General features: G+C 53.4%; 26 protein-coding genes. 8 read left to right on the top strand and 18 right to left on the bottom strand.

Translation table 11 applies throughout. The annotated features are described in order from the left end of the window. Nucleotides 1-257: 257 nt before the first annotated feature. The 9 genes from ybgF to ruvA all read right to left on the bottom strand — a co-directional run bounded on the left by ybgF (nt 258) and on the right by ruvA (nt 7,330). Nucleotides 258-1,022, bottom strand: a complete 765-nt coding sequence (ybgF, locus tag G462_RS0118595) for a tol-pal system protein YbgF (RefSeq protein ID WP_035478329.1) — start codon at nt 1,020-1,022, stop codon at nt 258-260. Nucleotides 1,023-1,043: 21 nt separating this feature from the next. Further along, nucleotides 1,044-1,604 carry a peptidoglycan-associated lipoprotein Pal gene (gene pal, locus G462_RS0118590; protein WP_026960324.1) on the bottom strand — a complete coding sequence of 187 codons (561 nt, stop codon included), beginning with the start codon at nt 1,602-1,604 and terminating at the stop codon, nt 1,044-1,046. Nucleotides 1,605-1,628: 24 nt separating this feature from the next. Beyond that, the gene (gene tolB / locus G462_RS0118585; protein ID WP_026960323.1) at nt 1,629-2,975 is read right to left on the bottom strand and encodes a Tol-Pal system beta propeller repeat protein TolB; all 1,347 of its coding nucleotides are present in this window, start codon (nt 2,973-2,975) and stop codon (nt 1,629-1,631) included. Nucleotides 2,976-2,980: 5 nt separating this feature from the next. Then, complete coding sequence (tolA, locus tag G462_RS24080) at nt 2,981-3,997, bottom strand: cell envelope integrity protein TolA (protein WP_026960322.1); 1,017 nt, start codon at nt 3,995-3,997, stop codon at nt 2,981-2,983. A 13-nt stretch (nt 3,998-4,010) separates the two neighbouring features. Next, a complete protein-coding gene (tolR, locus tag G462_RS0118575; RefSeq protein WP_026960321.1) occupies nt 4,011-4,442 on the bottom strand; it encodes a protein TolR in 432 nt (143 codons plus the stop codon). Nucleotides 4,443-4,451: 9 nt separating this feature from the next. Continuing rightward, entirely contained in the window at nt 4,452-5,135 is a 684-nt protein-coding gene (tolQ, locus tag G462_RS0118570) for a protein TolQ (RefSeq protein ID WP_026960320.1), read from the bottom strand. Further along, entirely contained in the window at nt 5,125-5,523 is a 399-nt protein-coding gene (gene ybgC, locus G462_RS0118565) for a tol-pal system-associated acyl-CoA thioesterase (RefSeq protein ID WP_026960319.1), read from the bottom strand. Before ybgC ends, tolQ begins: the two co-directional genes overlap by 11 nt. A 175-nt stretch (nt 5,524-5,698) precedes the next feature. Continuing rightward, the gene (ruvB, locus tag G462_RS0118560) at nt 5,699-6,700 is read right to left on the bottom strand and encodes a Holliday junction branch migration DNA helicase RuvB (protein ID WP_026960318.1); all 1,002 of its coding nucleotides are present in this window, start codon (nt 6,698-6,700) and stop codon (nt 5,699-5,701) included. Between the two features lie 9 nt (nt 6,701-6,709). Beyond that, on the bottom strand, nt 6,710-7,330 hold the full coding sequence (ruvA, locus tag G462_RS0118555; RefSeq protein ID WP_026960317.1) for a Holliday junction branch migration protein RuvA: 621 nt from the start codon (nt 7,328-7,330) through the stop codon (nt 6,710-6,712). A 253-nt stretch (nt 7,331-7,583) separates the two neighbouring features. On the opposite strand from ruvA, the gene rssA reads away from it, so the two are divergent. Continuing rightward, nucleotides 7,584-8,519, top strand: coding sequence for a patatin-like phospholipase RssA (rssA, locus tag G462_RS0118550; RefSeq protein ID WP_026960316.1), 936 nt, complete (start codon nt 7,584-7,586; stop codon nt 8,517-8,519). A gap of 42 nt (nt 8,520-8,561) precedes the next feature. Here the strand turns inward: rssA and G462_RS24585 are convergent, their stop codons facing one another. The 6 genes from G462_RS24585 to G462_RS0118525 form a co-directional block, all read right to left on the bottom strand. Further along, on the bottom strand, nt 8,562-8,720 hold the full coding sequence (locus tag G462_RS24585; RefSeq protein ID WP_157378675.1) for a hypothetical protein: 159 nt from the start codon (nt 8,718-8,720) through the stop codon (nt 8,562-8,564). A gap of 143 nt (nt 8,721-8,863) precedes the next feature. After that, complete coding sequence (locus G462_RS24580) at nt 8,864-9,007, bottom strand: hypothetical protein (protein ID WP_157378674.1); 144 nt, start codon at nt 9,005-9,007, stop codon at nt 8,864-8,866. 69 nt (nt 9,008-9,076) lie between these two features. Further along, on the bottom strand, nt 9,077-9,868 hold the full coding sequence (locus G462_RS0118540; RefSeq protein WP_035478326.1) for a lipase family protein: 792 nt from the start codon (nt 9,866-9,868) through the stop codon (nt 9,077-9,079). A gap of 91 nt (nt 9,869-9,959) precedes the next feature. Beyond that, complete coding sequence (locus tag G462_RS0118535) at nt 9,960-10,514, bottom strand: hypothetical protein (RefSeq protein WP_157378673.1); 555 nt, start codon at nt 10,512-10,514, stop codon at nt 9,960-9,962. 113 nt (nt 10,515-10,627) lie between these two features. After that, a complete protein-coding gene (locus G462_RS23395; protein WP_051326865.1) occupies nt 10,628-11,380 on the bottom strand; it encodes an alpha/beta fold hydrolase in 753 nt (250 codons plus the stop codon). Beyond that, entirely contained in the window at nt 11,377-12,381 is a 1,005-nt protein-coding gene (locus tag G462_RS0118525; protein WP_026960313.1) for a M14 family zinc carboxypeptidase, read from the bottom strand. Before G462_RS0118525 ends, G462_RS23395 begins: the two co-directional genes overlap by 4 nt. Nucleotides 12,382-12,504: 123 nt before the next feature. Between G462_RS0118525 and G462_RS0118520 the strand changes: the two genes are divergently transcribed. Further along, a complete protein-coding gene (locus G462_RS0118520) occupies nt 12,505-13,197 on the top strand; it encodes a sensor histidine kinase (protein WP_026960312.1) in 693 nt (230 codons plus the stop codon). A 33-nt stretch (nt 13,198-13,230) separates the two neighbouring features. Next, nucleotides 13,231-13,995 (top strand): hypothetical protein, encoded by a 765-nt coding sequence (locus G462_RS0118515; RefSeq protein ID WP_026960311.1) that lies wholly within the window; start codon nt 13,231-13,233, stop codon nt 13,993-13,995. A 112-nt stretch (nt 13,996-14,107) separates the two neighbouring features. On the opposite strand, the gene topA is transcribed toward G462_RS0118515, so the two are convergent. After that, the gene (gene topA / locus G462_RS0118510; protein ID WP_026960310.1) at nt 14,108-16,741 is read right to left on the bottom strand and encodes a type I DNA topoisomerase; all 2,634 of its coding nucleotides are present in this window, start codon (nt 16,739-16,741) and stop codon (nt 14,108-14,110) included. A 279-nt stretch (nt 16,742-17,020) separates the two neighbouring features. Between topA and astB the strand changes: the two genes are divergently transcribed. Then, nucleotides 17,021-18,358 (top strand): N-succinylarginine dihydrolase, encoded by a 1,338-nt coding sequence (gene astB / locus G462_RS0118505; RefSeq protein ID WP_026960309.1) that lies wholly within the window; start codon nt 17,021-17,023, stop codon nt 18,356-18,358. Nucleotides 18,359-18,428: 70 nt separating this feature from the next. Here the strand turns inward: astB and nagE are convergent, their stop codons facing one another. Then, on the bottom strand, nt 18,429-19,895 hold the full coding sequence (gene nagE / locus G462_RS0118500) for an N-acetylglucosamine-specific PTS transporter subunit IIBC (protein ID WP_026960308.1): 1,467 nt from the start codon (nt 19,893-19,895) through the stop codon (nt 18,429-18,431). Nucleotides 19,896-20,132: 237 nt separating this feature from the next. Here nagE and nagB point away from each other — a divergent pair, with 237 nt between their 5' ends. Genes nagB through G462_RS0118485 form a run of 3 tightly spaced genes read left to right on the top strand, consistent with a single transcriptional unit; the run spans nt 20,133 to nt 23,310 of the window. Further along, nucleotides 20,133-20,930: a glucosamine-6-phosphate deaminase gene (gene nagB, locus G462_RS0118495; RefSeq protein WP_026960307.1), complete on the top strand. Its 798-nt coding sequence runs from the start codon at nt 20,133-20,135 to the stop codon at nt 20,928-20,930. Between the two features lie 9 nt (nt 20,931-20,939). After that, nucleotides 20,940-22,073, top strand: coding sequence for an N-acetylglucosamine-6-phosphate deacetylase (gene nagA / locus G462_RS0118490; protein ID WP_026960306.1), 1,134 nt, complete (start codon nt 20,940-20,942; stop codon nt 22,071-22,073). Between the two features lie 22 nt (nt 22,074-22,095). Further along, nucleotides 22,096-23,310 (top strand): ROK family transcriptional regulator, encoded by a 1,215-nt coding sequence (locus G462_RS0118485; RefSeq protein ID WP_026960305.1) that lies wholly within the window; start codon nt 22,096-22,098, stop codon nt 23,308-23,310. 4 nt (nt 23,311-23,314) lie between these two features. Here the strand turns inward: G462_RS0118485 and G462_RS0118480 are convergent, their stop codons facing one another. Next, nucleotides 23,315-24,181: a type 2 periplasmic-binding domain-containing protein gene (locus G462_RS0118480; protein ID WP_026960304.1), complete on the bottom strand. Its 867-nt coding sequence runs from the start codon at nt 24,179-24,181 to the stop codon at nt 23,315-23,317. A 163-nt stretch (nt 24,182-24,344) separates the two neighbouring features. On the opposite strand from G462_RS0118480, the gene G462_RS23390 reads away from it, so the two are divergent. Next, nucleotides 24,345-24,650, top strand: a 306-nt coding sequence (locus tag G462_RS23390; protein WP_169720190.1) for a transposase domain-containing protein, incomplete at its 3' end; no start/stop codon positions are given.

Raw genomic sequence — 24,650 nt, 5'->3', positions numbered from 1 at the left:
GTGAAGGATTTGAACCTTCGACCAATTGATTAAAAGTCAACTGCTCTACCAACTGAGCTAACGACCCACATTGTATCTTTCAAAGTTGATGCGTTTCAGGCTTGCTGCCTGCCCCGTCTCAACGGCGGCCTATGATACGGATTTAGCGTTCGTGTGCAACTTTATTTTGCATCTTTTTTTCCAAGCGGCGGTTTAATAAACGCATCCGATGAAAAGCCGAACATTTTGCTGAAAATTACAGCTTTTCAAGCGCTTATTTAACCAAGCTTGGCCAATTCTTTTTCCGCCAAACCGGCTGCACTGCTACCCGGATACTCACTCAAAACCCGCTCAAAATACTGCTTGGCTTTTCCTTGATCACTATTGAAAGTAGCTATGGTGCCTAATTTTAGTAAGGACTCTGCCGCTTTGTTAGATTCAGGGAATCGATCGACCACAATTTCGAATTGGGTAGAGGCTTGATCGCGCTGGCCACGGGTAAAGTGTAGCTGGCCCAACCAATAGTGAGCGTTCGAGGCATAGCCTGACTCAGGGTAGCTGCTAATAAACGCTTCAAACGCCGGTATCGCCGCGTCGTAGTCACGCTGCTCCATCACCAAGGCCACAGCCGCATCGTAGGCTTCATCTTCATTAGCGCTAGCAACTGGCGCTTGAACCTGAGGCTTAGCGGCAGCGGTATTTAGCTGGGCGAAGCGTCGGTCCAACTCTTGGTAGATTTCGCGTTGGCGCTGCACCATCTGCTGCATTTCGTAATCGTTTTGCTCCATCTGGCCCATCAGAACCGCTACGCTATCGAGCAGCTCGTCCAGTTGGTTTTGCATATCCAGCTGAACCTGATTACGCGCGGTTAGCATGCGCTCTAAGCGCTCTACCCGCTGGGTCACCGTTAAATCGCTGGTCACAGCCACACGGTGCGTTTCAGAGGCGTCTGTACCACTGGCATCAACCACCGGAGCGGCCGCTGTGGCGTGGGTAGAAAATAAAGCGGCTACCAAGGTAGCCGCAATAGTCTTAATTCTCATAGTCAATCGCCTAACACGAGATTAGTAAACGAGAACCGCGCGACGGTTAGCAGCCCAAGCAGCTTCGGTATGCGAGCTGTTAACTGGCTTTTCTTGGCCGTAGCTTACGGTTGAGATTTGTGAAGCCAGCACACCCAGGCTTTGCAGGTGACGAGCTACAGCTTTAGCACGACGCTCACCCAAGGCAACGTTGTACTCAGGCGTACCGCGCTCATCGGTGTGACCTTCAATCAGAACAGTTACCGATGGGTTGTCTAACAGGTATGCAGCGTGTGCTTCTAGAATTTCGATGAACTCACCGCTAATTTCAGAGCGGTCGAATTCGAAGTAAACCACTTGGCTTTCCTGACGCATTGCTTCAACGCGCTGGCGTTCTTGCTCTTCTGCAGTCAGGATTGGCGATACACCATCAATCTCAACGTCAGCACCACCTTGTTGCGCGCCTTCGCCTACCTGTTGGCTGCCACCAGTGCTTTCTTGTGAGCTAACGTCACTGTCGGTTACTGAGTTAGAGCTACATGCCGCTAGACCCAGCGCAGCTACACCTAAACATGCTGCTTTCAACAGATCTTTTAATTGCATTATTATTTTCCTTATTAAGGTTTTCTAGTTAAGAAACGGCGACCATGCTGGCGCGCGGACGTTGCCCGCCTTCGCCGGTAGGGTTGCCTTAAATCGACCATCCATTGATACCAAGGCCAGCACTTGTTTTCCACCGGCTACGGTGGAATACATGATCATGCTGCCATTGGGCGCAACAGTTGGTGACTCATCCAAACGCGTACGCGTTAACACTTGTACGTATCCTGTATCGAAATCTTGGCGCGAGATGCGGAACTCGCCATTCACACGGCTAACCATCACCAACGCCGAACCATCGGGTACCACACTGCCGCCCAGGTTCATATCGCCTTCCCAAGTCACTCGCTTAATGCGGTTGCTATCGAGGTTCACGCTGTAGATTTGCGGGTTACCACCACGCTCTGAAGTAAACAGCAGCTCTTTGCCAGACGGCATCCAAGTCGGCTCCGTATCAATGCGACGGCCTTTAGTTAGCTGACGAAGCTGTTTGGTCTCTAGATCCATCACATAGATATCTGGCTGGCCACCTTTAGATAACACTAAGGCCAACGAGTTACCATCCGGTGACCACTGCGGCGCGCCGTTAATCCCCGGGTAGGAGCTCACCAGCTCACGTTGCTGGTTGTAGATATCGTGGATGTAGATCTCGGCTTTACGGTTCTCAAAGCTCACATAAGCCAGCTTACGGCCATCTGGCGACCATGAAGGCGACATCAGCGGCTCTTGCGAGCGTAACAAGGTGCTTTCGTTAAAGCCGTCGTAGTCTGCTACGCGCAGCTGGAAGGGATAACTGGCGTTCTCATCAACCACCACATAGGCGATGCGGGTTAAGAACGCACCACGCTCGCCGGTCAAGGCTTGGTAAACGCGATCTGAAATCAGGTGCCCCATCTGGCGCATCTGCGGCTCACTAACGGTGCGGAAACGATCCAATAGCACGTGGTCAAAGGTCTGAACCAACACGCCATCGCGCAGCTCTTGATTGCCCGCTGCTTGCCCACGCAGGATATCCACCAAGGTGTAGCTGACTGTGTACTGACCTTCTTGCTCAGCGGCAACCACACTGCCCACAAGCACCGCTTCAACGCCCAATGCCGCCCACGCATCGAAGTCTACTTCACTGTCGTCTTTGGGGGTTTGTGGCATCTGATTGACCGCGATGGGGTTAAATGCGCCGCTGCGGCGTAGGTCGTCAGCGACCACCTTGGAGATGTCCAAGGGCACGTCGCCAAAGCCCTGCCAATCAAAGGGGACAACCCCAATGGGACGGGCGCTGTCAACGCCCTCGGTGATGACAATTTCCAAACTGGCTTGAGCCCCTGCAATACTGCATAGCCACAGGCCAAACGTCAGCATCAGTCTTTTCATCATTCCTATTATTCCGGTCTTAAGATAAGCGTAATATTTCGCATTTGTGCAAACACTTCTGGGTCGTCCGACACCGGTAAACTGTTAACACTGTTTACCGCCCTGACGGCAGATTCACAAACGCGTCTGTCCCCTACTCCCTGGTCCACGGAAATCACGAACCCGGATGGCGCGAGCCGCAGCTCGAGCTTACATTCTTTGCCTTGCATGCTATTGTCGGTGCGCCAGTTGCGCTGAATCGCCGACAAGATCAATGCACGATACCGTTCAACCTCTGAGAGCACGCGGCGCTGCTGGCGAGCGCTGCTCTCTGCGGCCATCTCCTGCTGCATCTGCTGCTCAAAGGCCGCTTCCTGCTGAGCGATTTGCTCTTGGCGAACACGCTCGGCTTCCGCGGCAGCGGCTCGCTCGGCGGCCTCTTTAGCAGCCTGCTCTTTCGCGATGCGCTCCTCTTCAGCCTTACGCGCCGCCTCTTCCGCCTTGCGCTGTTCTTCTAGCTTGCGCTGGCGCACCTCTTCAGCCTTTTTGGCTTCCGCTTCTGCTATGCGTTTTTGCTCTTCCTGCTTCTTACGTTCAGCTTCAGCGATCCGGCGCTGCTCTTCTTGTTGCTTGCGCTCAGCTTCCGCTTGTTTGGCCCGCTCTTCTTCAAGGCGCTGCTTTTCTCGAGCCCGGCGCGCTTGCTCTTCGGCGCGCGCTTGTTCTTGTTCTTGTTGACGTTTTTTCAGTTCCAGCTCGCGGATGCGCTTCTCTTCTTCGATGCGTTGACGGCGCGCAAGTTCCGCTTCTCGTTCAGCTTTTTCGATACGCGCCTGTTCCGCCTGCTGTTTTTGCTGTTGCTGTTGCCTCAGTTGCTCAACATGGGCATCAATCTGTGACTGCTGAACAGCCACCGCATTAATGACCGGCGCACTGGGCTTAGGCTTCATTTTTACCCGCTCAATATTTACCGACCACAGTAACACGCCGAGGACAACACAGTGCAACACGGTGGAAAGAAATAATGAAGTACCAAACTTAAACTTCAAGGCTACCCTGCTTCTAGTTCTCTGGTTGAGTCATCAAACCCACTGAAGGCACACCTGCTTCTTGCAACAGCACCATCAGATTAATTACTTGCTCGTAACGAACATTCTTATCACCACGCACCACCACCGGCGCATCCGGGTTGAGTTGCAGATGGGCGATCACCAACGCTTGTATATCATCGGCCGATAAGATCTGCGAATCGTCGTTATCGCCACCGGTATCGAGGTAGTAAAGGCCATTTTCGTCCACCGAGGCGACCAGTGGCGCATTGCTCTCTTCTGGCAGGGGCTCGGCACTTCCCTGCGGCAGATCAACTTTCACCCCTTGGGTGATCAGCGGTGCGGTCACCATGAAGATCACCAACAGTACGAACAATACATCCACGTAAGGCACAATGTTGATGGTGGCTTCGGTTCTGCGACGGGTACGGCGATATTGGTTCATCACAAGTCCCTAGTTGCCCGACGCATGCGCCTGACGATGCAAGATGCCCGAGAACTCGTCCATAAAGTTAACGTAGTCGTTCTCAAGCTTGGCCACTGCTGCAGTAAAGCGGTTGTAGGCGGTTACGGCTGGGATAGCGACAAACAGGCCCACAGCGGTCACGATCAGCGATTCCGCCATACCCGGCGCCACCATCGCCAGCGTCGCTTGCTGCACTTCACCCAGCGCAACGAAGGCGTTCATCACCCCCCATACGGTACCGAACAGGCCGATATAAGGACTGATCATGCCCATGCTGCCCAGCGTAGGTAGGTGGTTTTCCAAGGACTCAACCTCGCGCGACACCGAAACGCGCATGCTGCGGTAGCTGCCTTCCAGTACTGCATCGACACTCTTGGTGCCGCTCTTGTGCAGACGGATATACTCGCGGAAGCCCGAATGGAAAATCTGCTCCATGCCCTGTAACTGGTCTGAGCGGGCGTTCGCTTCTTGGTAGAGCTTATTAAGATCGACTCCTGACCAAAAACGTTCTTCAAAACGTTTCACCGAACCCTTGGCGTTTTTGTAGGTTTTAATGCGGTTGATGATCATGGCCCACGAGGCCACTGACATGGCAAGCAGCGCCAGCATAATCACTTTGACCAATGGACTGGCGAGCCAGAATAGCCCAAGGATCGACATATTAGCGTGCACGGATGAATTCCTCTTTAATTTCAGCCGGTAAAGCACAAGCTTTCATGGCAGATAGCGCAACACTGGCAACCGTTACAGTCGCTTCGGCAATCAGTTGTTGCTGAGAGTTAAAAATGGCTTGGGAAAAGCGCACTGATGCGCGCTTTACTTCAGAAACTTCGGTGGTGACTTGCAGCAAGTCGTTGAACAAGGCGGGGCGTCGGTATTGCACCGCGAGATCGCGGACAACAAAGCACAGATCATCTTCCATCAGACGATCCTGGTCATAGCCACGCTCGCGCAACCACTCGGTGCGCGCGCGCTCAAAATATTTGATGTGGTTGGCGTGGTAGACCACACCACCAGCGTCGGTATCTTCGTAATAGACACGAACGGCTAAACTAGACATTGACTATCTCGTTAACTTGCAGCGCAAACTACTATACACAGCGCAGTCCTACAGGTTAAGAAGCAAGGCCAACATTTTGAGCTGCATCGTCCAATTCCAGTGTTAACTGCCTAAATTATGACTAATTTGTCTTAATAGGCGGCTAATCAAGCACTTCTGCAGCTTCTAAAAGTGACTATTTGCGATCTAAACCGAGGTGCAGATAGGCACGGTCTGAGGCAATACGCCCGCGTGGCGTGCGTTGAATGTAACCTTGCTGGATCAAGAAAGGTTCGAGCACATCCTCGATGGTTTCCTTGTCTTCACCGATGGCAGCGGCCAGGTTATCCAAGCCCACCGGCCCACCGCCAAACTTATCGATAATCGCCTCGAGCAGTTTACGGTCCATGTAATCGAAGCCAGCACTATCAACGTTCAGCAGCTCTAGTGATTGCGCTGCGATCTTCTGGTCGATCTTGCCTTCATGTTTTACCTCGGCAAAATCACGTACCCGACGTAGCAAGCGGTTGGCTATCCGAGGCGTGCCTCGCGAGCGCCTGGCCACCTCAAAGGCGCCCTCTTGGTCCAGGCCGACGTTAAGGTAATGGGCACTGCGGCTGACGATAGTGGCAAGATCCTCAGTACGGTAGTACTCGAGCCGCTGCACAATCCCGAAACGATCGCGTAGCGGCGAGGTGAGCATGCCAGCGCGTGTGGTTGCGCCAATCAGGGTAAATGGCGGTAGGTCCAGCTTGATTGAGCGGGCAGCGGGGCCCTCGCCGATCATGATATCCAGCTGATAGTCTTCCATTGCCGGATAAAGCACCTCTTCGACCACCGCGCTAAGTCGATGGATTTCATCAATAAACAACACATCACCCGGTTCTAGGTTGGTAAGAAGCGCGGCTAAATCGCCAGCTTTTTCCAAGACCGGCCCGGAGGTGGTTTTGATGTTCACGCCCAACTCATTGGCGATGATGTTGGCCAAGGTGGTTTTACCCAACCCCGGCGGCCCGAACACCAGTAAGTGGTCGAGGGCGTCGTCACGGCGCTTGGCCGCTTCGATAAAGATCTCTAGCTGCTCCACCACCACCGGCTGTCCGGTGTAATCGGCCAAGCGCTTGGGGCGGATCGCGCGATCAACGGTTTCTTCTTCGTTAATGGCGCTGGCACTGATGATACGATCGGCTTCAATCATCTGCTTTCCTTACAACGCGGCCTTAAGCGCATCGCGGATCAACTCTTCACTGGACATGCCTTCACGATAACAGGCTTTCACCAGCTTGTCGGCTTGAACCGATTTGTAGCCGAGACTTTCCAACGCAGCCACAGCTTCAGCTCTGGCATCCGCATTAACCGGGAATGAGAGGTCACCATTGACCGCCATGCTGTCAGCAATTGGCGTAGCCGGTAGCTCAGCCACCAGATTCTTCAGGCGGTCCTTCATCTCAACCAGTAGACGCTCAGCGGTCTTCTTACCAATACCCGGCACCTTCACCAAGGAGCTCACATCGTCGTATTGCACCGCATGGATAAACTGTTCGCTGGTAAGCCCTGAGAGAATGGCTAAGGCCACCTTTGGACCTACGCCGTTGACCTTAATCAACTCACGAAACAGGGTTCTGGACTGGTGATCGTTAAAACCATAAAGCAACTGGGCATCTTCGCGAACGATAAAATGGGTCAGCAGCTTAACCGGTTGCTCTAGCTCCGGCAGTTGATAAAAGCAGTTCATCGGTAGCTGAACTTCATAGCCCAAGCCATTCACATCGATGACCACAAACGGTGGGGCCTTTTCAATCAGTGTTCCAGATAGTTGCGCGATCACGGAAAGGTCTCTTACTGTAAAAATCTGCAGTAAGCTTAACAAACCACCTGGATATTTATCCAGTTATTTTGTTCAGGCGCTCTGAGGTGGCTCACTCAATCTGCGACATTCAGCTAAGCAAAGCCCTTTACAAAGCTATGGACTTTCAAGGACTTGTTCGCGCATCATAACCCTATCACCCAATAGCAGTGGGCTCGCTCAGTGCTATTGGTGCTTTCTCAGTTCTAACTCATCACATGCAACAGGAAATCCCATGGCAGAGCGAAAGCCAGTAATCGGACTTGCACTAGGCAGCGGCGCCGCCCGCGGCTGGGCACACCTCGGTGTCATCAGAGAACTCGAAGAGATGGGCATTCGCCCCAGCGTGATCGCCGGCTGCTCTATCGGCTCGTTGGTTGGCGCAGCTTACGCCGGCGGTCAACTCGATACCCTCGAGAAATGGGCCTTGGGACTGTCGAGTTGGGACGTGTTCAACTTAATGGATTTTTCTCTGCACAAAGGCGGGCTGGTGACCGGCGACAAGGTATTTGACGCCGCAGAGCAGCAGCTCGGCTCCTCTAACATCGAAGACCTCCCCCATCGTTTCGCATGTGTTGCTACCGATCTCGAGACGGGTCGCGAGATCTGGCTACAACAAGGCAAAGTTCGTGACGCGGTGCGCGCTTCTTGTGCCATGCCCGGCCTGATGGCCCCCTTCCAACGCAATGGCCAGTGGCTGGTCGATGGTGCGGTAGTTAACCCCGTGCCGGTCGCGCTCTGTCGCGCCTTGGGCGCGGAGCTGGTGATTGCGGTTAACCTGAACAGCTATCATCGCAGTGAGTCATTGTTGCGCTCGGAGAACGGCGGTTTGGTACAGCCAAGTACGCCAGATGACCCGGACAACGGCTTTTGGCGCCTGCTCGGGGGCGGCAAAGACTTTATCAACTCGATGCTCACCAAGGTTAACCTCAACAACGATGCCCGCTCGCCCGGCATGGTGGGTGTGATGTCGGCGTCTATCGATATTATGCAAGAGCGTTTGGCGCGCGCGCGCATGGCGGGCGATCCACCGGAAGTGCTGTTGAACCCTAAGCTGGGTGAGATTGGTGTGATGGACTTTCATCGCGCCGAAGAGGCGATGGCAGAGGGACGACGGGTTGCGAAGGTAATGCGTCCTGCCATTTTCGAAGAGCTACAGCTGTTGAGCTAGCAGCCCGATGGCGTTTGCTTGATTTGATACTTGGGAGGTTGCCTAGCGGCCTCCCTCACGGCGACGCACATACTGGATCAGTAAGATCGCCACCGACACAAAGCCCACCAGCTCAAACAGCGCCTTGCTTAATCCTGAACTACTGGCGGCGGCGAACAGGCTAACAATCACCAGCAACACTAAAACTACTCTACCCAGCATAGGTCCTCCTTGAGTGACCATGCTAAGCATCTGAGCGCGCGCTGAGAAATGCATATCCGCTATAAGCTATAACCGCACAGCGGACTACCTAAAGCTAGCGCCCTCTTACTGCGTGTCCTTGCCCCGCAAAACAGGTAATCGCTCTATCTTCGGTTTTTTCTAAAGGCTTTTTCGTGGCAATCACCCGACTCGCGGGTGACCATACTCGGGCGGGTGCGACAAAGTGAGTGCGGATCGGCGGTGATGGCGTGACCATAATGACGCTCCAATGCAGTTGGGTTTGTCATTAGTTAGACGCAGCGAAGGTAACGATAGTTCTTCGTTCCCTAAACCAGATACCCAAAGCGTGCACTTGCTCAATGTTCGTCAAATAAGTCTTTGTTGCGAATATACTTGCGCATGAAGTGATAGCTAATGGGCATCATCAGCCAACTGAGCAACGATTTGCTAAAGCGGAATACCGCTGAGGTGTTCTCGTAGATCTTCTCGTTGTGTAGCCACAGCATTCGGCCAACGTGCCAATACACCATCGGCAGTGGCGGAAGAAAACTCACCACATCAAGGTCACACACCACCCGGTAGGTTCGCCGATGCAAGCAATAGCCTCGTTTAAAGCTCCAAAGCCCACAACTGGGCTGGCCAAAGGTGACCACCCGTTTAATACAGCCATTCCAACGTCGCTCAAGGCGATCGGCCAACAGTACCGAAATTGCTCCACCGGATGAGTGGCCGGTTAGACTGACCCGCTTGCCCTGCTCCACTAATGGCGTGAGGGTATCAATAATCTCTTGTTCGACGGTTTTGATGGTGTCGACGCGATCGGGCGGGCAGCTAATTTGACTCAGCAGCCTCTGATAACCGGCGTGGATCTTGTACTTCACATCGCCGTGTTGGTAGGTCACCGGCACAAAGTAGAAGTTAGTCAGCCAGTCTGAAATCGACAAAGACCCACGAAACACCACGATGACTTCTTCTTTTTGCGCTTGCCAAAACACCCGCACCGTGGGTCTTCCCCAGCGGTCAAAGATCTCGCGAATACCAAACTCGCTTAATGGGTACTGTTCGATGTCGTTGTTTGGGTAGGCCAACCGACAGAGGATGGCATAGCGCTCGTACTGATATCGCTTCAGCTTTTTTAACTTTGCCACGGTCTCGATTTGTCACGCAGAATTGGCACCGAGCTAATCAAACTTTGGTGACAGTAGTGTGACACTTTCGCGACAGGCGGCGCTTCGCTGACTAACGCGCGTAAAAGTTTCGCCAGTAGCGCTGGGCACGCTCAGGTGTCGGTTCGATGGGCGTAAGCAGATAGATATCGTTACTGTGGTGCAGCATAAAAAAGCCGTTGGCCTGGCGGATCTCGCCGCAACACGCGCTGGACTCAGAGACGATACGCCCCCATTGCGAATCAAAGCCCTGCTCGAAGGGCAGTAAGATCTGCACAAGCTGATCCTCACAGCTGGGGTCAAAGCCAATCTCTATCTGCCAGCCATCTATCTGCCCCTGCACGTTTGCGCCGCTAAGCGCTTTCGGGGTGCGGATATCTACCACCAGCACGCTACCGAGCAACCGGTTGAGCGTTTTCGCAAAGCACTGCTGAGTTTGAATGCGCGCCACCAAGCGCTGGGCATCGCCTGAACTATCTTGGGATGAGAGCTGGGTATGTTGAAGACTGTCCAGCGCCAAGCGCAGCTCAAGGTAGGCGCCCTCAGTACCGGTGATAGTGAGCTGATTCGCTGCGTTACCCACACTGGTAACAAGCAGCAAGGAGAGAAGAAAAAGTCTTTTAGTCATCGCTTAAATCCTGATTGCCGGCGAATCTTACGTAGATTTTGCGGCAAAATCATCTCCCTAGCTTTCTGGTTGGTGAATCGCTGCAAAAACAAACAAAACCAACTCGATAACACTCAAGTTACTTCAGCTAACCAAATTTCCAGCCGTTGTTCCAGCCAGGTAGGCGCATCCAGAGGCAAATCATGCCCGGCCCAAGGATGACGACACACCGACGCACCGAGAAACTTGGCGAGTACTTCACTGCAACGCGCGGAGACCAGCCGGTCTTGCTCGGAACTCACCAGCAAGCAGGGACAGTGCGGCGTGTGCAATGCGCGAAGTTTGCTGGCCAGCACTACCTGCCTCAGCATGTTCATCCCAGTGAGCGGATAGCGCCGCTTTGCGTCGATAAACCCCGCTAGCGCGCGTTCCCGAGCTGACTGCGCATTACTGGTAAGCGCTAAGATCCTCCGCTCGCTGGCCTCGGTGCCCGACCACAACAGCGGGAGTAAACGCCACCAGATGGTCCAGTTTAATCGCTGATGTGGCGATGACAGGTTGGCTACGCTGGTGTTCATCAAGGTCAAGCTTGCAATTTCATGGGGATAGCGGCGCTGCCAATCCAGCGCCAACATCGCCCCCATCGAAATGGCTACCAAATGCAAAGGCCGTGGCTCAGGTTGTTGCAAGCGCACTTGAATCCGAAAGCTTTGACAGGCGCTATAGCTGTTAAGCGGGCTCGCTAAGTGATTCAGTCTGCCGTTGCCAGGCAGGTCAACACAGATCACTTGCGAGCTTGGAAAGCGCGCGGCTAGGCGCTCCGGCCAGTCCAGCCAATGCGCCTGATTACGAAAGATACCTCTGATAAGCACGATGTCGGCTGTCATCGTTCACCCTCTTTATACCAAAACGCCAGCGCGTCACGACGCCTCTGCTCGGCATTGTCACCGCATTGCCATTGCGGGTAGCTGATCGCCGCTCGCATAAGAAAATCCATGAGCACCAAATGCCGGCGCAGCACCCGCTGCACACGGTGGGGCTTCATGGGGTGATACAGCCCCAGAGACGAAAATAGCTGCAAGGGGTTTTTCTTTAGCCATCGCCAAGAGCCCATTTCCAGTGTTAAGGGAATCAGCGTCTTACCCTTATCAAAACTATCGCCATAGGCATAATCCCAGATATCGCCATGGGTGCAGTAATGCAGCGCTTGGGGCTCGAACAAATAAGCCTGGTGGGGATAGCTTCGAAAGAACAGCTCGCGCAACTGATACACCTGCGCTAAATGGGGAATCGGTGTTTTTGAGCAGGCCAAGGGAAACCAGATGCGGTCATGGGTGCCAAAACCGCTGTGTAGATCGAGCAGCAGCGTGCTAGGGCTGGACTCAACAACATGTTGCATCACGAACTCCAGCAAGTGCTGGGCCTCCGGCTCCATCTCCTGGCCTGCAGCCCCGCGATACCAAGGCAGGCGCGCACTGATTCGATGCCCGCCTATCATCCACAGCGCCGAATCCGACTCAACCGGGGCATTTCGCATCAAATCCACGCCATTGCCATTGGCCCTTCGCTGCATCTGCATACCGCTTGGATTAACCAGGGGCACGAAATAGAGGCGCAGTCGCTCTAGCTGCTCATTTAACTGGATATCCCAGCTTAGGCGCTCCAGCAAGCTTTGCAAAAAGGCCAACACCACTTGGGTACCAATTCGCTCAACGCCATGCACCCCGCCTACCAAGCAAAGTGCAGGCGCATCGAGGGGCGCATTCCCGAGGCGAAGGTGATAGACCGGGTAGCCCAGCTCGCCAACGCGGCACAGCACGCCCACCTGCATATGCTGGGGGTAGTCATTAATCAGCCTCTCCAAATGTTCAAGTTCTGGAAATCGCATACTAACAACGCTGTATAGGGGTTAATTGATAGATGACATCAGGGCGAGTGCAAAGCCTTTGATTTTGCTTGCAACCTTCCCTTCAGTTACACTGTGGCTACGGTCAAACTATAGACTAACTCGATGGCAAATAACGAAAAATTAGACTTCTCTACGGTACTCGCCACTGCCGTGCATGACATGAAGAACTCCCTATCGATGCTGACTCAGACAACCGAGTCTCTAGCCCGTGAGTCTTCAGCCCTAGGCCTTAGCAACAGTGACCAGTTGTCGCGCTTGCACTACGAGGTCAATCGGGTAAACGGCAGCCTGATGCAGCTCCTTGCACTCTACCGTTACGATAAGCAGCAGATGACGCTAAGTATCGAAGAAGTACTGCTCGATGACCTATTGGTCGACTTAGCCAGCAACCACCAAGGGCTCGTTGGCAGCTTGGGCAAAACCCTCGAGATTGACGTTGACCCCGATCTCACCTGGTACTGCGATCCGATACTACTTGAGTACCTACTTAACGATATCGTGGCAAATGGCTTACGCTATTGCCGCAATCAGATTAAGCTTTCCGCTCAGATCGTCGATAACAAGCTGAGCATCAGCGTATCTGATGATGGCGATGGCTACCCGGACTCTATCATTGAGCTGGCCAACAGCGAAGATGCAGTCACCGCGCAATTTTTGCAGAACCGAAGTGGACTAGGCTTATACTTTGCGAAAATAATCGCGTCGGCGCATACGAACAATGGGGATCAAGGAAAGGTATCGCTGGCCAATGGTGGAGAACTTGGCGGAAGCGTGTTCTCTCTCTGCCTGCCTTAGAAATAATGGAACTACAAGGTAACGTTTAGTCTTATGATAGTCACACTGATATTGCTGGGAGTTGGTGCCTTACTGTTTTTGCTTATCGGCTACAACATGGTCCAGCAATTCAAACAACAGCAGGAAGCAGATCGCCGGCATACCTTGGCCAAATACAAGGCCATCATCACCGAAACCGAAGAGCTGCTGCTTAACTCATCACGCATTCCTTATAGCAAAGAGCTGATCCTGATCCTCCACCGCCGTGTTCTTGATGCGCTAATGCAAATTAAGAAGACCGATCCCGGCGTAAAAGGCCTGGAGAATCGCCTGGCCGCGACCAATGGTCAGATCCAGCAGATTCAGGCTTCCAGCCAAGAGATCGATCAACGCTTTCGCGCCCCCGGTAACGATAAAGATGCTCTGCAAATGCTGCAGCTGGTGAAAAAGATTCGCGGCGTTCTGCGCGTTGAGCACTCCAAAAGCAAGCTCAACGCACAAGCCTTTGTACTGGAAGATCGCCGCCTTGAGCTGATGCTACTCAAGATTAACATCGAAAACGCCCTCAATCGCGCTCAGGAAGCGATGGCGCTGCGTCAGTGGGGCACCGCAAGGCAACTACTTAACAAAGGCATTGGCGTGCTCAGCAACCTCTCTGACCGCGATGCTTATCTGGAAGAGAAGCTCACCTTTATGCGCCAGCTTAACAGCGAGATGGCAGACAAGCTTAAAAGTGTTAGCCAGCAAGCAGTTGAAGAACAGGCCGAGAAGGATGCTGACGATCTGGATGTATTGTTCCAACCTAAGAAGAAGTGGTAGAACAGCGTTAGCGACCCCGCTGTTAAGTAAGGGCCCATCCAACAAAAAAGCACGCCTTGGCGTGCTTTTTTAGTTCTTGTAGCCACCTACTGGAGATGGCTTATTCACCGCCCTACTTCTTGGGCTTCTTGCGCTTGTCTTCGATGTCCCACTTGCCACCGCTGAAGTAGGCTCGCCAACCAGTAGCTTTACCGTTTACTTCAGTGCTCAGGTACTGCTCCTTGGTCTTACGTGAGTAACGTACCAAGGCTTTGTTACCGTCTGGGTCTTGCTGTGGGCCATCTGCCAGATAGATGAACTTAGCTGGCAGGCGGTCTTTGAAGCGATGCAGCTCTTCGACCAGCGGCGCACGGGTTTCCCGTGAGCGTGGGAAGTTACTGGCGGCCATAAAGATGCCCGATGCGCCATCGCGGAGCACGAAGTAGGCGTCGCTCTTCTCACACGGCAACTCCGGCAGGTGTACCGGATCTTCGCGTGGTGGCGCCACCTCACCGTTTTTCAAGATCTTACGGGTATTGCCACAGCTCTCGTTGGTACAGGCCATGTACTTGCCGAAGCGGCCAGTGCGCAGTTGCATGTCGCTGCCACACTTCTCACACTCAACCACTGGGCCATCGTAGCCTTTGATCTTGAACTTGCCCTTTTCAACCACGTAGCCTTCACAGTCGGGATTGTTACCACAAACGTGAAGCTTGCGGTCTTCATCGATCAGGTAGCTGTCCATGGCGGTGCCACAGATTGGGCAGCGCTCTTTAGCGCGCAGTGCTTCGGTTTCCTGCTCCTCGCTGTCGGCAGCTACCGCCTCTTCACCGGGGATCAGGTTGATGGTGCATTTGCAGCGCTCTTTTGGCGGCAGGGCATAGCCCGAACAGCCCAAGAACACACCGGTACTCGCAGTACGAATACCCATCGGACGGCCACAGTCAGGGCAGCTGATGTCGGTCACCACCGGGGTATTAGCACGCATGCCGCCTTCATCAGCTTCGGCTTTTGACAGCTGGCCAACAAAGTCGTCATAAAAGTTGTTCAGGGTATCTTTCCACTCGATGTTGCCATCAGCCACCAAGTCGAGCTTTTGCTCCATGTCGGCGGTAAAGTCATAGCTCATCAAGTCGCTGAAGCTTTCACACAGTCGCTCAGAGACAATCTCACCCATCTTCTCGGCGTAGAAACGGCGGTTTTCAGTACGCACGTAACCGCGGTCTTGAATGGTTGAGATGATCGATGCATAGGTAGAAGGTCGGCCAATACCGCGCTTCTCCAGCTCTTTCACCAGCGAGGCTTCGTTGTAACGCGCCGGCGGCTTGGTGAAGTGCTGTTTAGGATCGATAGCATCAAGAATGAGGTTATCGCCAGACTCTAGCGCAGGTAGCTCCACATCGCCGTCTTTGCCGGATTTGGCAACGGGCTGAACCTTGGTCCAACCAGCGAAGCGAAGAATCTTACCTTTCGCGCGCAGCTGGTAGTCACCGGCTTGCACGGTAATGGTGGTGGTATCGTATTGCGCATCTGTCATCTGACAGGCCACAAACTGGCGCCAGATCAGCTCGTAGAGCTTACGGCCATCAGCATCGATCTCTTTGCCCAAGTCTGAAGCTAACACGTTCACATCTGACGGACGGATCGCTTCGTGCGCCTCTTGCGCGCCCTCTTTACTGGAGTAGCGGCGTGGCTGCTCAGGCAGATACTGCTCACCGAGATCGTCCGAGATGTAGCCGCGCACTGCATCGACCGCATCCTGGCTAAGGTTGGTCGAGTCGGTACGCATATAGGTGATGTAACCCGCTTCGTACAAGCGCTGGGCCAACATCATGGTGCGTTTCACCCCGTAGCCCATGCGGGTGCTCGCCGCTTGCTGCAGGGTTGAGGTAATAAACGGTGCCCGCGGCTTGCTGCGGGTTGGCTTGTCTTCGCGGCCAACCACCTCATACTTCGCTGCTTCCAGCGCTTTAACCGCAACATCGGCCTGCTCTTGGTTGACCGGCTTAAAGGCGCTGCCCAAGTAACGCACCACTTCCATGCGCAGTTCTTGCTTGCTAGCAGTTTGAAGATCGGCGTGGATGTCCCAGAACTCTTCTGGCACAAAGGCTTTGATCTCGCGCTCTTTCTCTACCACAAGGCGGACAGCCACCGACTGTACCCGGCCCGCAGAGAGACCACGGGCGATCTTCTTCCACAGCAGCGGCGATACCATATAGCCAACCACGCGGTCGAGGAAGCGACGCGCTTGCTGGGCATTAACCCGGGCCATGTTCAGCTCGCCGGGCTCGGCGAAGGCTTCTTGGATCGCGCTCTTGGTAATTTCGTTAAACACCACGCGCTTAAAGCGTTGCTCGTCGCCACCGATGATTTCCCGCAGGTGCCAGGCAATCGCCTCCCCCTCGCGGTCCAAATCCGTTGCGAGATAGACAGTGTCGGCGTCTTCGGCCAAGGCTTTCAGCTCGTTAACGACCTTTTCTTTGCCAGGAACGATCTGGTAGTTAGCCTGCCAGTCTTTTTCTGGGTCGACGCCCATACGCGCGACCAGCGACTTTTTGTCTTTCTCTTTCTTTATACGGGCCTTCTCTTCGGCAGACAGGCCTTTGGTAGAAACAGGGGCGGCTTTCTTCTTGGTGGTAGTACTGCCACTGGTGGGCAGATCTCGAATGTGACCCACACTCGATTTCACGACATACTGTCGTCCCAGATACTTATTAATGGTTTTCGCTTTGGCTGGCGATTCCACGATGACCAGTGATCTACTCATGCTTTCGTATTCTTCTCCACAATTGCCCGAGCGTTGGCAGGTTTGTTGGTGGTTCTATTTTTTAAAATTGCCCGAGATTCCCTTTAGGTCAATCACTTTTTTTTACCGGTGTTCTGTTGGCTGAGATTTTAATCACTCGACCACCCTTAGGTGACTTGCTAACATCGAGGCCGACGTAGTTAGCTTAGCTTGATAGCTAAGAACTGGATCATTCCCGGATTCCGATAAGGGAAAAACACCGCACCATACACCGGAGTGCGCTGTTGTAAAAGGAATTTTATGAAGCATTTTGAAGTAAACTTTGATGGCCTGGTCGGCCCAACCCACAATTATGCTGGTCTCTCATTTGGCAACGTCGCCTCGCAGCATAATGCCAAGCAGGTTGCCAACCCACAGCAAGCCGCCAAGCAGGGCCTCGATAAAATGAAGGCGCTGGCTGACTTAGGATTTAAGCAAGGGGTATTGGCCCCTCAGCAACGCCCAGACCTGCAGCTGCTGCGCCGCATCGGCTTTAGTGGCAGCGATACCAAGGTTATCAGCCAGGCAGCCTCTGCAGCCCCCGATGCGCTACTTGCCGCCTACTCGGCGTCAAGCATGTGGACAGCCAACGCCGCCACCGTCTCTCCAAGCGCCGATACCACCGATGGCAAAGTCCATTTCACCCCGGCAAACCTGACCAACAAACTGCATCGCTCCTTGGAGCCGCAGGTTACCGGCAATATTTTGCGCGCGGTATTCAATGACTCGAAGTATTTTGCCCATCACCAGCACCTGCCGGAGAACGACTATTATGGCGACGAAGGCGCCGCCAACCACACCCGCCTGTGCGGGCAATATGGCGACGCAGGCCTAGAGCTATTTGTTTACGGACGCTCTGCGGCCGACGCCAGCCAGCCCGCGCCCACCCGCTACCCGGCCCGGCAAACCCTGGAGGCCAGCCAAGCCATCGCCCGTTTACATGGCCTGTCGGAAGATACCGCGCTGTTCATCCAACAAAACCCTCAGGTGATCGACAAGGGCGTGTTCCATAACGACGTGATTGCGGTGGGTAACCGCAACGTACTGTTCTACCACCAAGAAGCGTTTCTTGACACCGAGAAGCAACTCGCGCGCATGCGCCAGGCCCTGCCGGATGTGGATCTGCAGTTTATTGAAGTGCCAGCGGCTCAGGTGAGTGTTGAAGATGCGGTCACAAGCTACCTATTCAATACCCAGTTGGTGAGCCTCGCGGATAATAAGATGGCGCTGATTGCGCCTACCGATTGTCAGGAGAACCCCGCTGTTGCTGCCTACCTCAGTGACCTGCTAAGCCAAAACACGCCCATTCAAGACGTTCACTATATGGATGTGAAGCAGAGCATGCGCAATGGTGGGGGTCCGGCGTGTTTGCGACTGCGCGTGGCGCTAACCGATCAAGAGCTATCTGCGGTTAACCCCTACACCCTGCTGGACAACGAGCTGTATACCACCCTCAACCAGTGGGTCGATAAACACTACCGAGACCGCTTGAGCTTTGACGACCTTAAAGATCCACAGCTGGTCACCGAGGTGTGTACCGCCTTGGATGAACTCACCCGCATCCTCAATATCGGCTCGGTTTACCCCTTCCAACAGTAAGCAAATCACTGAGCAGCAGCCATAAAAAACCCCGCGTTGACGCGGGGTTTGTGTTTATAGCCTTTAGCGCTTAGGCATTGGCTAGTTGTTTCAGCTCATCAGCAACAAATTCAACCTCTGGCCCAATTACCACCTGTAGCGCGGTTTTGCTCGCAACAATCACACCAGGCACATGCTTTTTAAGCTCGCTTACGGCTACCTGGTCTGAATCTTTCACCTCAAGGCGCAGGCGGGTGGCACAATTATCAATCAAGGTAAGATTGTCTTTGCCACCGAGTAGTCGCAGCACCAAACCGGCGACCTCGCCATGGCTGCTTGCGCCAGCGGATGGGTCTTGTGCAGTCTCATCATTATCGGCAGCTTCGCGGCCAGGGGTTTTCAGATTAAAGGTTAGGATAAGACCTCTGAACACGAAGTAGTACAGCACAAAGAACACAAAACCTTGGGCAACCAACATAAGCGGCTGATTAGCTAGCGGAGTTTGCGATGACAGCACCAAGTCCACCAAGCCTGCCGAGAAGCCAAAGCCAGCAATCCACTGCATGCTGGCTGCGATAAATACCGACACGCCGGTTAGCAAGGCATGTACCACGTACAAAAGCGGCGCGACAAACATAAAGGCAAACTCGAGCGGCTCGGTAACCCCGGTGAAGAATGAACAGAAGGCAGCCGCAACCATAATGGAGGCCACCTTGGCTTTGTTCTCGGGACGAGCGGTGTGGTAAATCGCCAGTGCCGCGCCCGGCAGGCCAAACATCATCACCGGGAAGAACCCTGCCATGTAACGTCCGGTTTCACCCAGTACCGCTGCGCCTGAATCAAGCGCTTCCTGACCGGCCCAGAAGTTACCCAGATCATTAATGCCCGCCAAGTCGAACCAGAACACCGCGTTCAGTGCATGGTGCAAGCCAAGAGGGATCAACAAGCGATTGAAGAAACCATAGATACCCGCGCCCACATTGCCCATCTCAGTGACCTGGGTCCCAAAGCCAACCAAGCCGCTAAATACCACCGGCCATACGTACATCAGCACAAACGATAGCGCCATGGCCACCACTGAGGTAACAATCGGCACCAGGCGCTTACCACTGAAAAAGCTCAGCGCCTTGGGCAGCTCGACTCGATAGAAGCGGTTGTAGATCTCCGCCGCAATCACCCCGCTCAGGATACCGACAAACTGGTTATTGATTTTAGAGAAGGCCAGCTCAGAGTTAGTGGTGATTTCAACCAGCCCAATTTGGGCGACCGCCCCCGCGGAGCACAAGGTGGTGACCACCATAAAACCGATAAAGCCTGCCAAAGCAGCCGCGCCGTCTTTGTCACGAGACATGCCGTAGGCCACGCCAATAGCGAACAACACCGACATGTTATCGATAATTGCCGCACCCGATTTAATGAAGAACGCCGCCAAGGCGTTATTGCCGCCCCACCCTGCTGGGTCAATCCAGTAGCCAACCCCCATAAGTACAGCGGCGGCAGGCATTACCGCCACCGGCACCATTAACGCGCGACCAATTTTTTGTAAGTAGCTAAACATAGTTCCCTCATAATCGTTTGGTGACAGATGGTGTTTGCTCGAGCTTAGTGCTCCCCCAAACATATTTCGCAATGTAAATTATGATTCACTTAAGGGAAACTTTCAGTCGTTAAAAGTGTGACAAATAACGACTTAAAATACGTAAAAGGCGGATTTCATTGATTTTCAAGCGCGCTTATTTCTCTTCGTGAAATATTGTGCTAAGTTAATTTCAGAAACGAATAAAGGAGTAATACCGTGCGCCTAATCCCCCTAGATACCGCTCAACAAGTAGGCCATTGGTCGGCCCGCTATATCGTCGACAAGATCAACGCCTATGCCCCTAGCGAAGCGCGTCCTTTCGTACTAGGTTGCCCTACCGGCGGCACGCCACTGGCCACTTACCGCCGCTTGATAGAGCTTCATCGTGCAGGCGAAGTAAGCTTTGAGCACGTGGTGACCTTTAACATGGACGAGTATGTCGGTATCCCTCAGGATCACCCAGAAAGCTACCACAGCTTTATGTATCAGAACTTCTTCGACCACATCGACATCCCCGCCGAAAACATCAACCTGCTCGATGGCAACGCCGAAGATCTCGAGGCCGAATGCCTGCGCTATGAGCAGAAGATAAAAGCCTACGGTGGTATCCATCTGTTTATGGGGGGCGTGGGCGTCGACGGCCACATCGCCTTCAATGAGCCAGCCTCCTCACTGTCATCCCGTACCCGGATTAAAACCCTGACCTATGACACCCGTATGGCCAACTCACGCTTTTTTAGCAACATTGATGAGGTCCCCAAGATGGCGCTTACCGTTGGCGTAGGCACCCTACTCGATGCCGAAGAGATTATGATTCTAGCCAGTGGCCACAATAAATCACTGGCGATTCAAGCCGGTGTCGAAGGCAGTGTAAACCACTTGTGGACAATCTCTGCACTGCAGTTGCATCCGAAAAGTATGATCGTCTGCGACGAACCATCCACCATGGAGCTTAAAGTTAAAACTGTTAAGTACTTCAAAGACTTAGAATCTGATAATATGCGCAATCTTTAGGGGAGTAGCATGTACGCGTTAGTAAATTGTCGCATCTTTGACGGTCAGCAACTGTTCGACCAGCACGCCGTTATTATCGAAGGTCAAGGGATTACGGCCCTCCTTCCAACGTGCGAGCTTAGCCAAGACATCCAGCAAATCGACCTGGCAGGCATGACCCTGTGCCCGGGCTTTATCGACCTGCAGCTAAACGGTTGCGGCGGTGTGATGCTAAACGATGAGTTCTCGCATGCCACCTTAACGCATATGCATCAAACCAACCTGCGCAGTGGTACCACCTCGTTTCTTCCCACGCTGATCACCACCAACGACGAGATGATGCTGCAAGCGCTTGAGGTGATGGGCAACCAACCAGCACATAGCCAAACCTTGGGCTTACACCTTGAAGGCCCTTACCTTAGCCATGAAAAGCACGGTATCCACTCAACGCAATTGATACGCACGCTCGACAAGTCCGCCCTCGACACCTTGTTAGCGCATGCCGATGTGATTACCAAGATAACCCTGGCCCCAGAGTCAACCACCCCAGAGCAGGTAGCCATGCTAAGTGACGCGGGCATTCTGGTTTCGCTCGGTCATAGCAACTGCAGTTATCAGCAGGCCAGCGAGTTTATCGGCGCCGGAGCGCGCTTTGCGACCCATCTGTTTAACGCGATGAGTAGCTTAAGCGGTCGCGATCCCGGTTTGGTGGGCGCGGTGTACGACCATCAACTGGCCTGTGGGATCATCGCCGATGGGCTGCATGTGGCCGATGCCAATATCCGAGTCAGCCACCGCCTGCTCGGCGACAAGCTCTGCCTGGTCAGCGATGCCACCGCCGCGGCAGGTGCGGATATCGACAGCTTTGATTTTGTTGGCACCACTATCTTTGTCGAGCAAGGGCGCTGCGTCTCCAAAGATGGCACCTTAGGTGGTAGCTCCTTAACGATGATCGACGCGGTAAAACACTGTGTAGAGCAGGTAGGTCTGCCGCTTGTCGATACGCTACAGATGGCGTCGCTCAATCCGGCTAAAGCGATTGGGCAAGATTCACGATTAGGTAAAATCGAAGCTGGTTACTGTGCTAACCTGACCGCTTTTGATAGTCGCTACAAGGTTGGGCTGACTATCTCTGAAGGGCAGATACACCGCTTCAACACCTAAACAGCAGCCACGGACCACTCTATTGAAAAAGCAAATCGTCAACGTCGATCACGTCAAGCAAGTTAACTCGGCCACCGTCTATCGCATCATCGACCAACAGGGGCCGATATCGCGCATCCAGGTCGCCGAACAAACCCAATTGGCACCCGCCAGTGTCACCAAGATCACCCGCCAGCTACTGGCTAAAAAGCTGATCAAGGAAGTCGCTCAGCAGGCCTCAACCGGCGGGCGACGAGCTATCTCGTTGATGGTAGAAGAGCAGGCCTTTCACTTTGTCTCGCTTAAGTTAGGCCGTGGCTGTGCCGACATCGGCCTGTTTACCCTTGGTGGTAGTTTAGCGGCCAGCGAGCACCTAGCGTTTGATGCCTTAGATGACGAGCCGGTTGCCGACGAGCTTACCCGGCTGCTCAAACGCTTTATTCAATCCCATGCGAAGTCTTTACAGTTGATTGCCATCGCAGTGACCTTGTCTGGCTTGGTCAATCCCGGTGAAGGCTTGGTGGTGTATACACCCCATTATCGCCTGCGTAACTACCCGCTAGCGCAACGCCTGCAAAACGTCTTCTCGCTACCGGTCTATCTAGGGAACGATACCCGCGCAGCCGCCCTTGCAGAGCATTACTATGGTGCCACCAAAGATAGCCTCGACTCGGTGCTTATTTCGGTTCATGGCGGCACCAGCGCCGGTATCATCATTAACGGCGAAGTGTTTATGAGCCAGCATCGCGATGTGGGCGAAATTGGCCATATCCAGATTGATCCCTTCGGCAAAAAGTGCCATTGCGGCAATATCGGTTGCTTGGAAACACTGGTCTCGAATCCGGCAATCATCGAACAGGTTGAGACCATGCTCACCCAAGGCAGCCCCAGTAGCTTGTCAGTAGATGAGCTGAGTATCGAGTCCATCTGTAATGCGGCAAATGAAGGCGACTTGGTCGCTAGGCAGGTGCTGGTACGCACCGGTCAGATGCTTGGTCGCGCCATCGCCATCATGATCAACCTGTTTCATCCACAAAAGGTGGTACTTACCGGCGAGCTGATGTGCGCTAAAGAGATTGTGCTGGATTCGATTAACCAATGCGTCGAACATCAAGCATTAGCATCATTTCGCGACAACCTGCCCATCGTTCAAGCAGAGGTAGTGGACCAACCTGCCTGGGGTGGCGTGGCGCTAGTAAAGCGCGCATTGCTCAATGGCGAGTTACTTCAAACGCTGCTTAACAGTGACGACGAATAACGCGCTACTGACTGACCGGCACAGCCTGCCAGGCTGCCACTCTGGGGTTGAGCACTCCGGCAGCTTCCAGCGCTTTTTGTAAGCTGCCGCGCTCTTGTAATTCTATCATTCCTCGATCGAGGGCTTCACTGACCATTTCAGACAAGGGATGATTTTTGGAGACCATAAAGTGGCGGCTTTGCTGGAAGTTCACCCGCCAATCACTGATTGGTAGAAAACGACCATTGGGGTGGTCAATGGCGAGCTGCTGATTATCAGGAAACTCAAAGAATGCGAAATCTGCCCGACCACGTTTGACCATGGTCAGGATCGCATCGGCACGGTTGGCAAATTGAATGTTGCTGAAGCCATGTGCTTCTAGAACTTCGATATCGTTGTACCAGGTTTTCTCCACCAGCACCTTCGCCTCTCGGATGTCAGTTAATGACCAGGCACGTTCGAGCAGTGGCGAGTCTTCGTGCACAAAGAACCCCTTGGTTAACTCGCCCTTTTTCACTACCGGCAGCGAACGATTCACCGTGTTATCGAACTCGCTGATCCACATATCAGAGGCCAGCAGCAACACGCTGCCAGACTTCACCATACGGATATTACGTGCAGGCGTGGTGGAGGCGACAAAGTCGAACTCAAAATCCAACCCTCCCAGCGTTAATGCCTGCTTCAGCAACAGCAGCGAAATTGACGGGCGAAACGAGTAGCTACTGCGGTAATCGCTGATCGCCATGGGATCGCCACCTTTCTCCTCAACCAACTGCAAGTAGGATTGATAAACGATGGGATCGCCAATAATGCTGATCTGAAACGGATGTTGTTCGGCAAATACGCTGGTTTGAAATAGTAGGACCAAGGCGATCCAGAGACTTTTTTTCACGCGCAACCTGTTAATGAGTTGGGGTAACTTACTAATGCTATTGATAATTTATTGCTTAACCACAGTGGTTTGCTGGCTATTATTGAAAGCTAGACTTTAGTTTGCCCAGCGTCCAATACCCGCCGCAGAATCCGATATCAGTTCTCTGGTATCGGATTTTTTTATGCCCATTCAAGACCTGCTCGATAGTACTTTCCAAGAAGTAGATACATTCACCTCCTTAGATAAGTTGAATGAGTTGCTCTCCCCAGAGCTACTTACCCAAGCCTTTCAGCATGCGGGTGTTGCAACGGTTCGAAGACGACGCTTACCTCTGGAAGCTGTTGTCTGGTCGGTGGTGGGAATGGCGTTGTTTCGACAAGCATCCGTGTGGGATATTGCCAGCCATATGGACATCTCCCTACCCGGGAAGCATCGCCTCGTTGCGCCAAGTGCGTTGGTACAAGCCAGACAACGCTTAGGCAGTGAG

This window comes from Aliagarivorans taiwanensis DSM 22990 (assembly GCF_000429505.1).
Classification (GTDB): domain Bacteria; phylum Pseudomonadota; class Gammaproteobacteria; order Enterobacterales; family Celerinatantimonadaceae; genus Aliagarivorans; species Aliagarivorans taiwanensis.
This window is presented reverse-complemented; position numbering and strand designations above follow the sequence as displayed.

Bases quoted from the DNA above. Each gene is read 5' to 3' on its own strand.
- G462_RS24585 (WP_157378675.1), bottom strand. From the start codon at position 8,720: ATGCTGGGTAGAGTAGTTTTAGTGTTGCTGGTGATTGTTAGCCTGTTC.
- nagE (WP_026960308.1), bottom strand. From the start codon at position 19,895: ATGTTTAGCTACTTACAAAAAATTGGTCGCGCGTTAATGGTGCCGGTG.
- G462_RS23395 (WP_051326865.1), bottom strand. From the start codon at position 11,380: ATGACAGCCGACATCGTGCTTATCAGAGGTATCTTTCGTAATCAGGCG.
- G462_RS0118525 (WP_026960313.1), bottom strand. From the start codon at position 12,381: ATGCGATTTCCAGAACTTGAACATTTGGAGAGGCTGATTAATGACTAC.
- G462_RS24580 (WP_157378674.1), bottom strand. From the start codon at position 9,007: ATGACAAACCCAACTGCATTGGAGCGTCATTATGGTCACGCCATCACC.
- nagA (WP_026960306.1), top strand. From the start codon at position 20,940: ATGTACGCGTTAGTAAATTGTCGCATCTTTGACGGTCAGCAACTGTTC.
- topA (WP_026960310.1), bottom strand. From the start codon at position 16,741: ATGAGTAGATCACTGGTCATCGTGGAATCGCCAGCCAAAGCGAAAACC.
- astB (WP_026960309.1), top strand. From the start codon at position 17,021: ATGAAGCATTTTGAAGTAAACTTTGATGGCCTGGTCGGCCCAACCCAC.
- ybgF (WP_035478329.1), bottom strand. From the start codon at position 1,022: ATGAGAATTAAGACTATTGCGGCTACCTTGGTAGCCGCTTTATTTTCT.
- pal (WP_026960324.1), bottom strand. From the start codon at position 1,604: ATGCAATTAAAAGATCTGTTGAAAGCAGCATGTTTAGGTGTAGCTGCG.
- tolB (WP_026960323.1), bottom strand. From the start codon at position 2,975: ATGATGAAAAGACTGATGCTGACGTTTGGCCTGTGGCTATGCAGTATT.
- G462_RS0118520 (WP_026960312.1), top strand. From the start codon at position 12,505: ATGGCAAATAACGAAAAATTAGACTTCTCTACGGTACTCGCCACTGCC.
- tolR (WP_026960321.1), bottom strand. From the start codon at position 4,442: ATGAACCAATATCGCCGTACCCGTCGCAGAACCGAAGCCACCATCAAC.
- G462_RS0118535 (WP_157378673.1), bottom strand. From the start codon at position 10,514: ATGACTAAAAGACTTTTTCTTCTCTCCTTGCTGCTTGTTACCAGTGTG.
- rssA (WP_026960316.1), top strand. From the start codon at position 7,584: ATGGCAGAGCGAAAGCCAGTAATCGGACTTGCACTAGGCAGCGGCGCC.
- ruvB (WP_026960318.1), bottom strand. From the start codon at position 6,700: ATGATTGAAGCCGATCGTATCATCAGTGCCAGCGCCATTAACGAAGAA.
- ybgC (WP_026960319.1), bottom strand. From the start codon at position 5,523: ATGTCTAGTTTAGCCGTTCGTGTCTATTACGAAGATACCGACGCTGGT.
- G462_RS0118515 (WP_026960311.1), top strand. From the start codon at position 13,231: ATGATAGTCACACTGATATTGCTGGGAGTTGGTGCCTTACTGTTTTTG.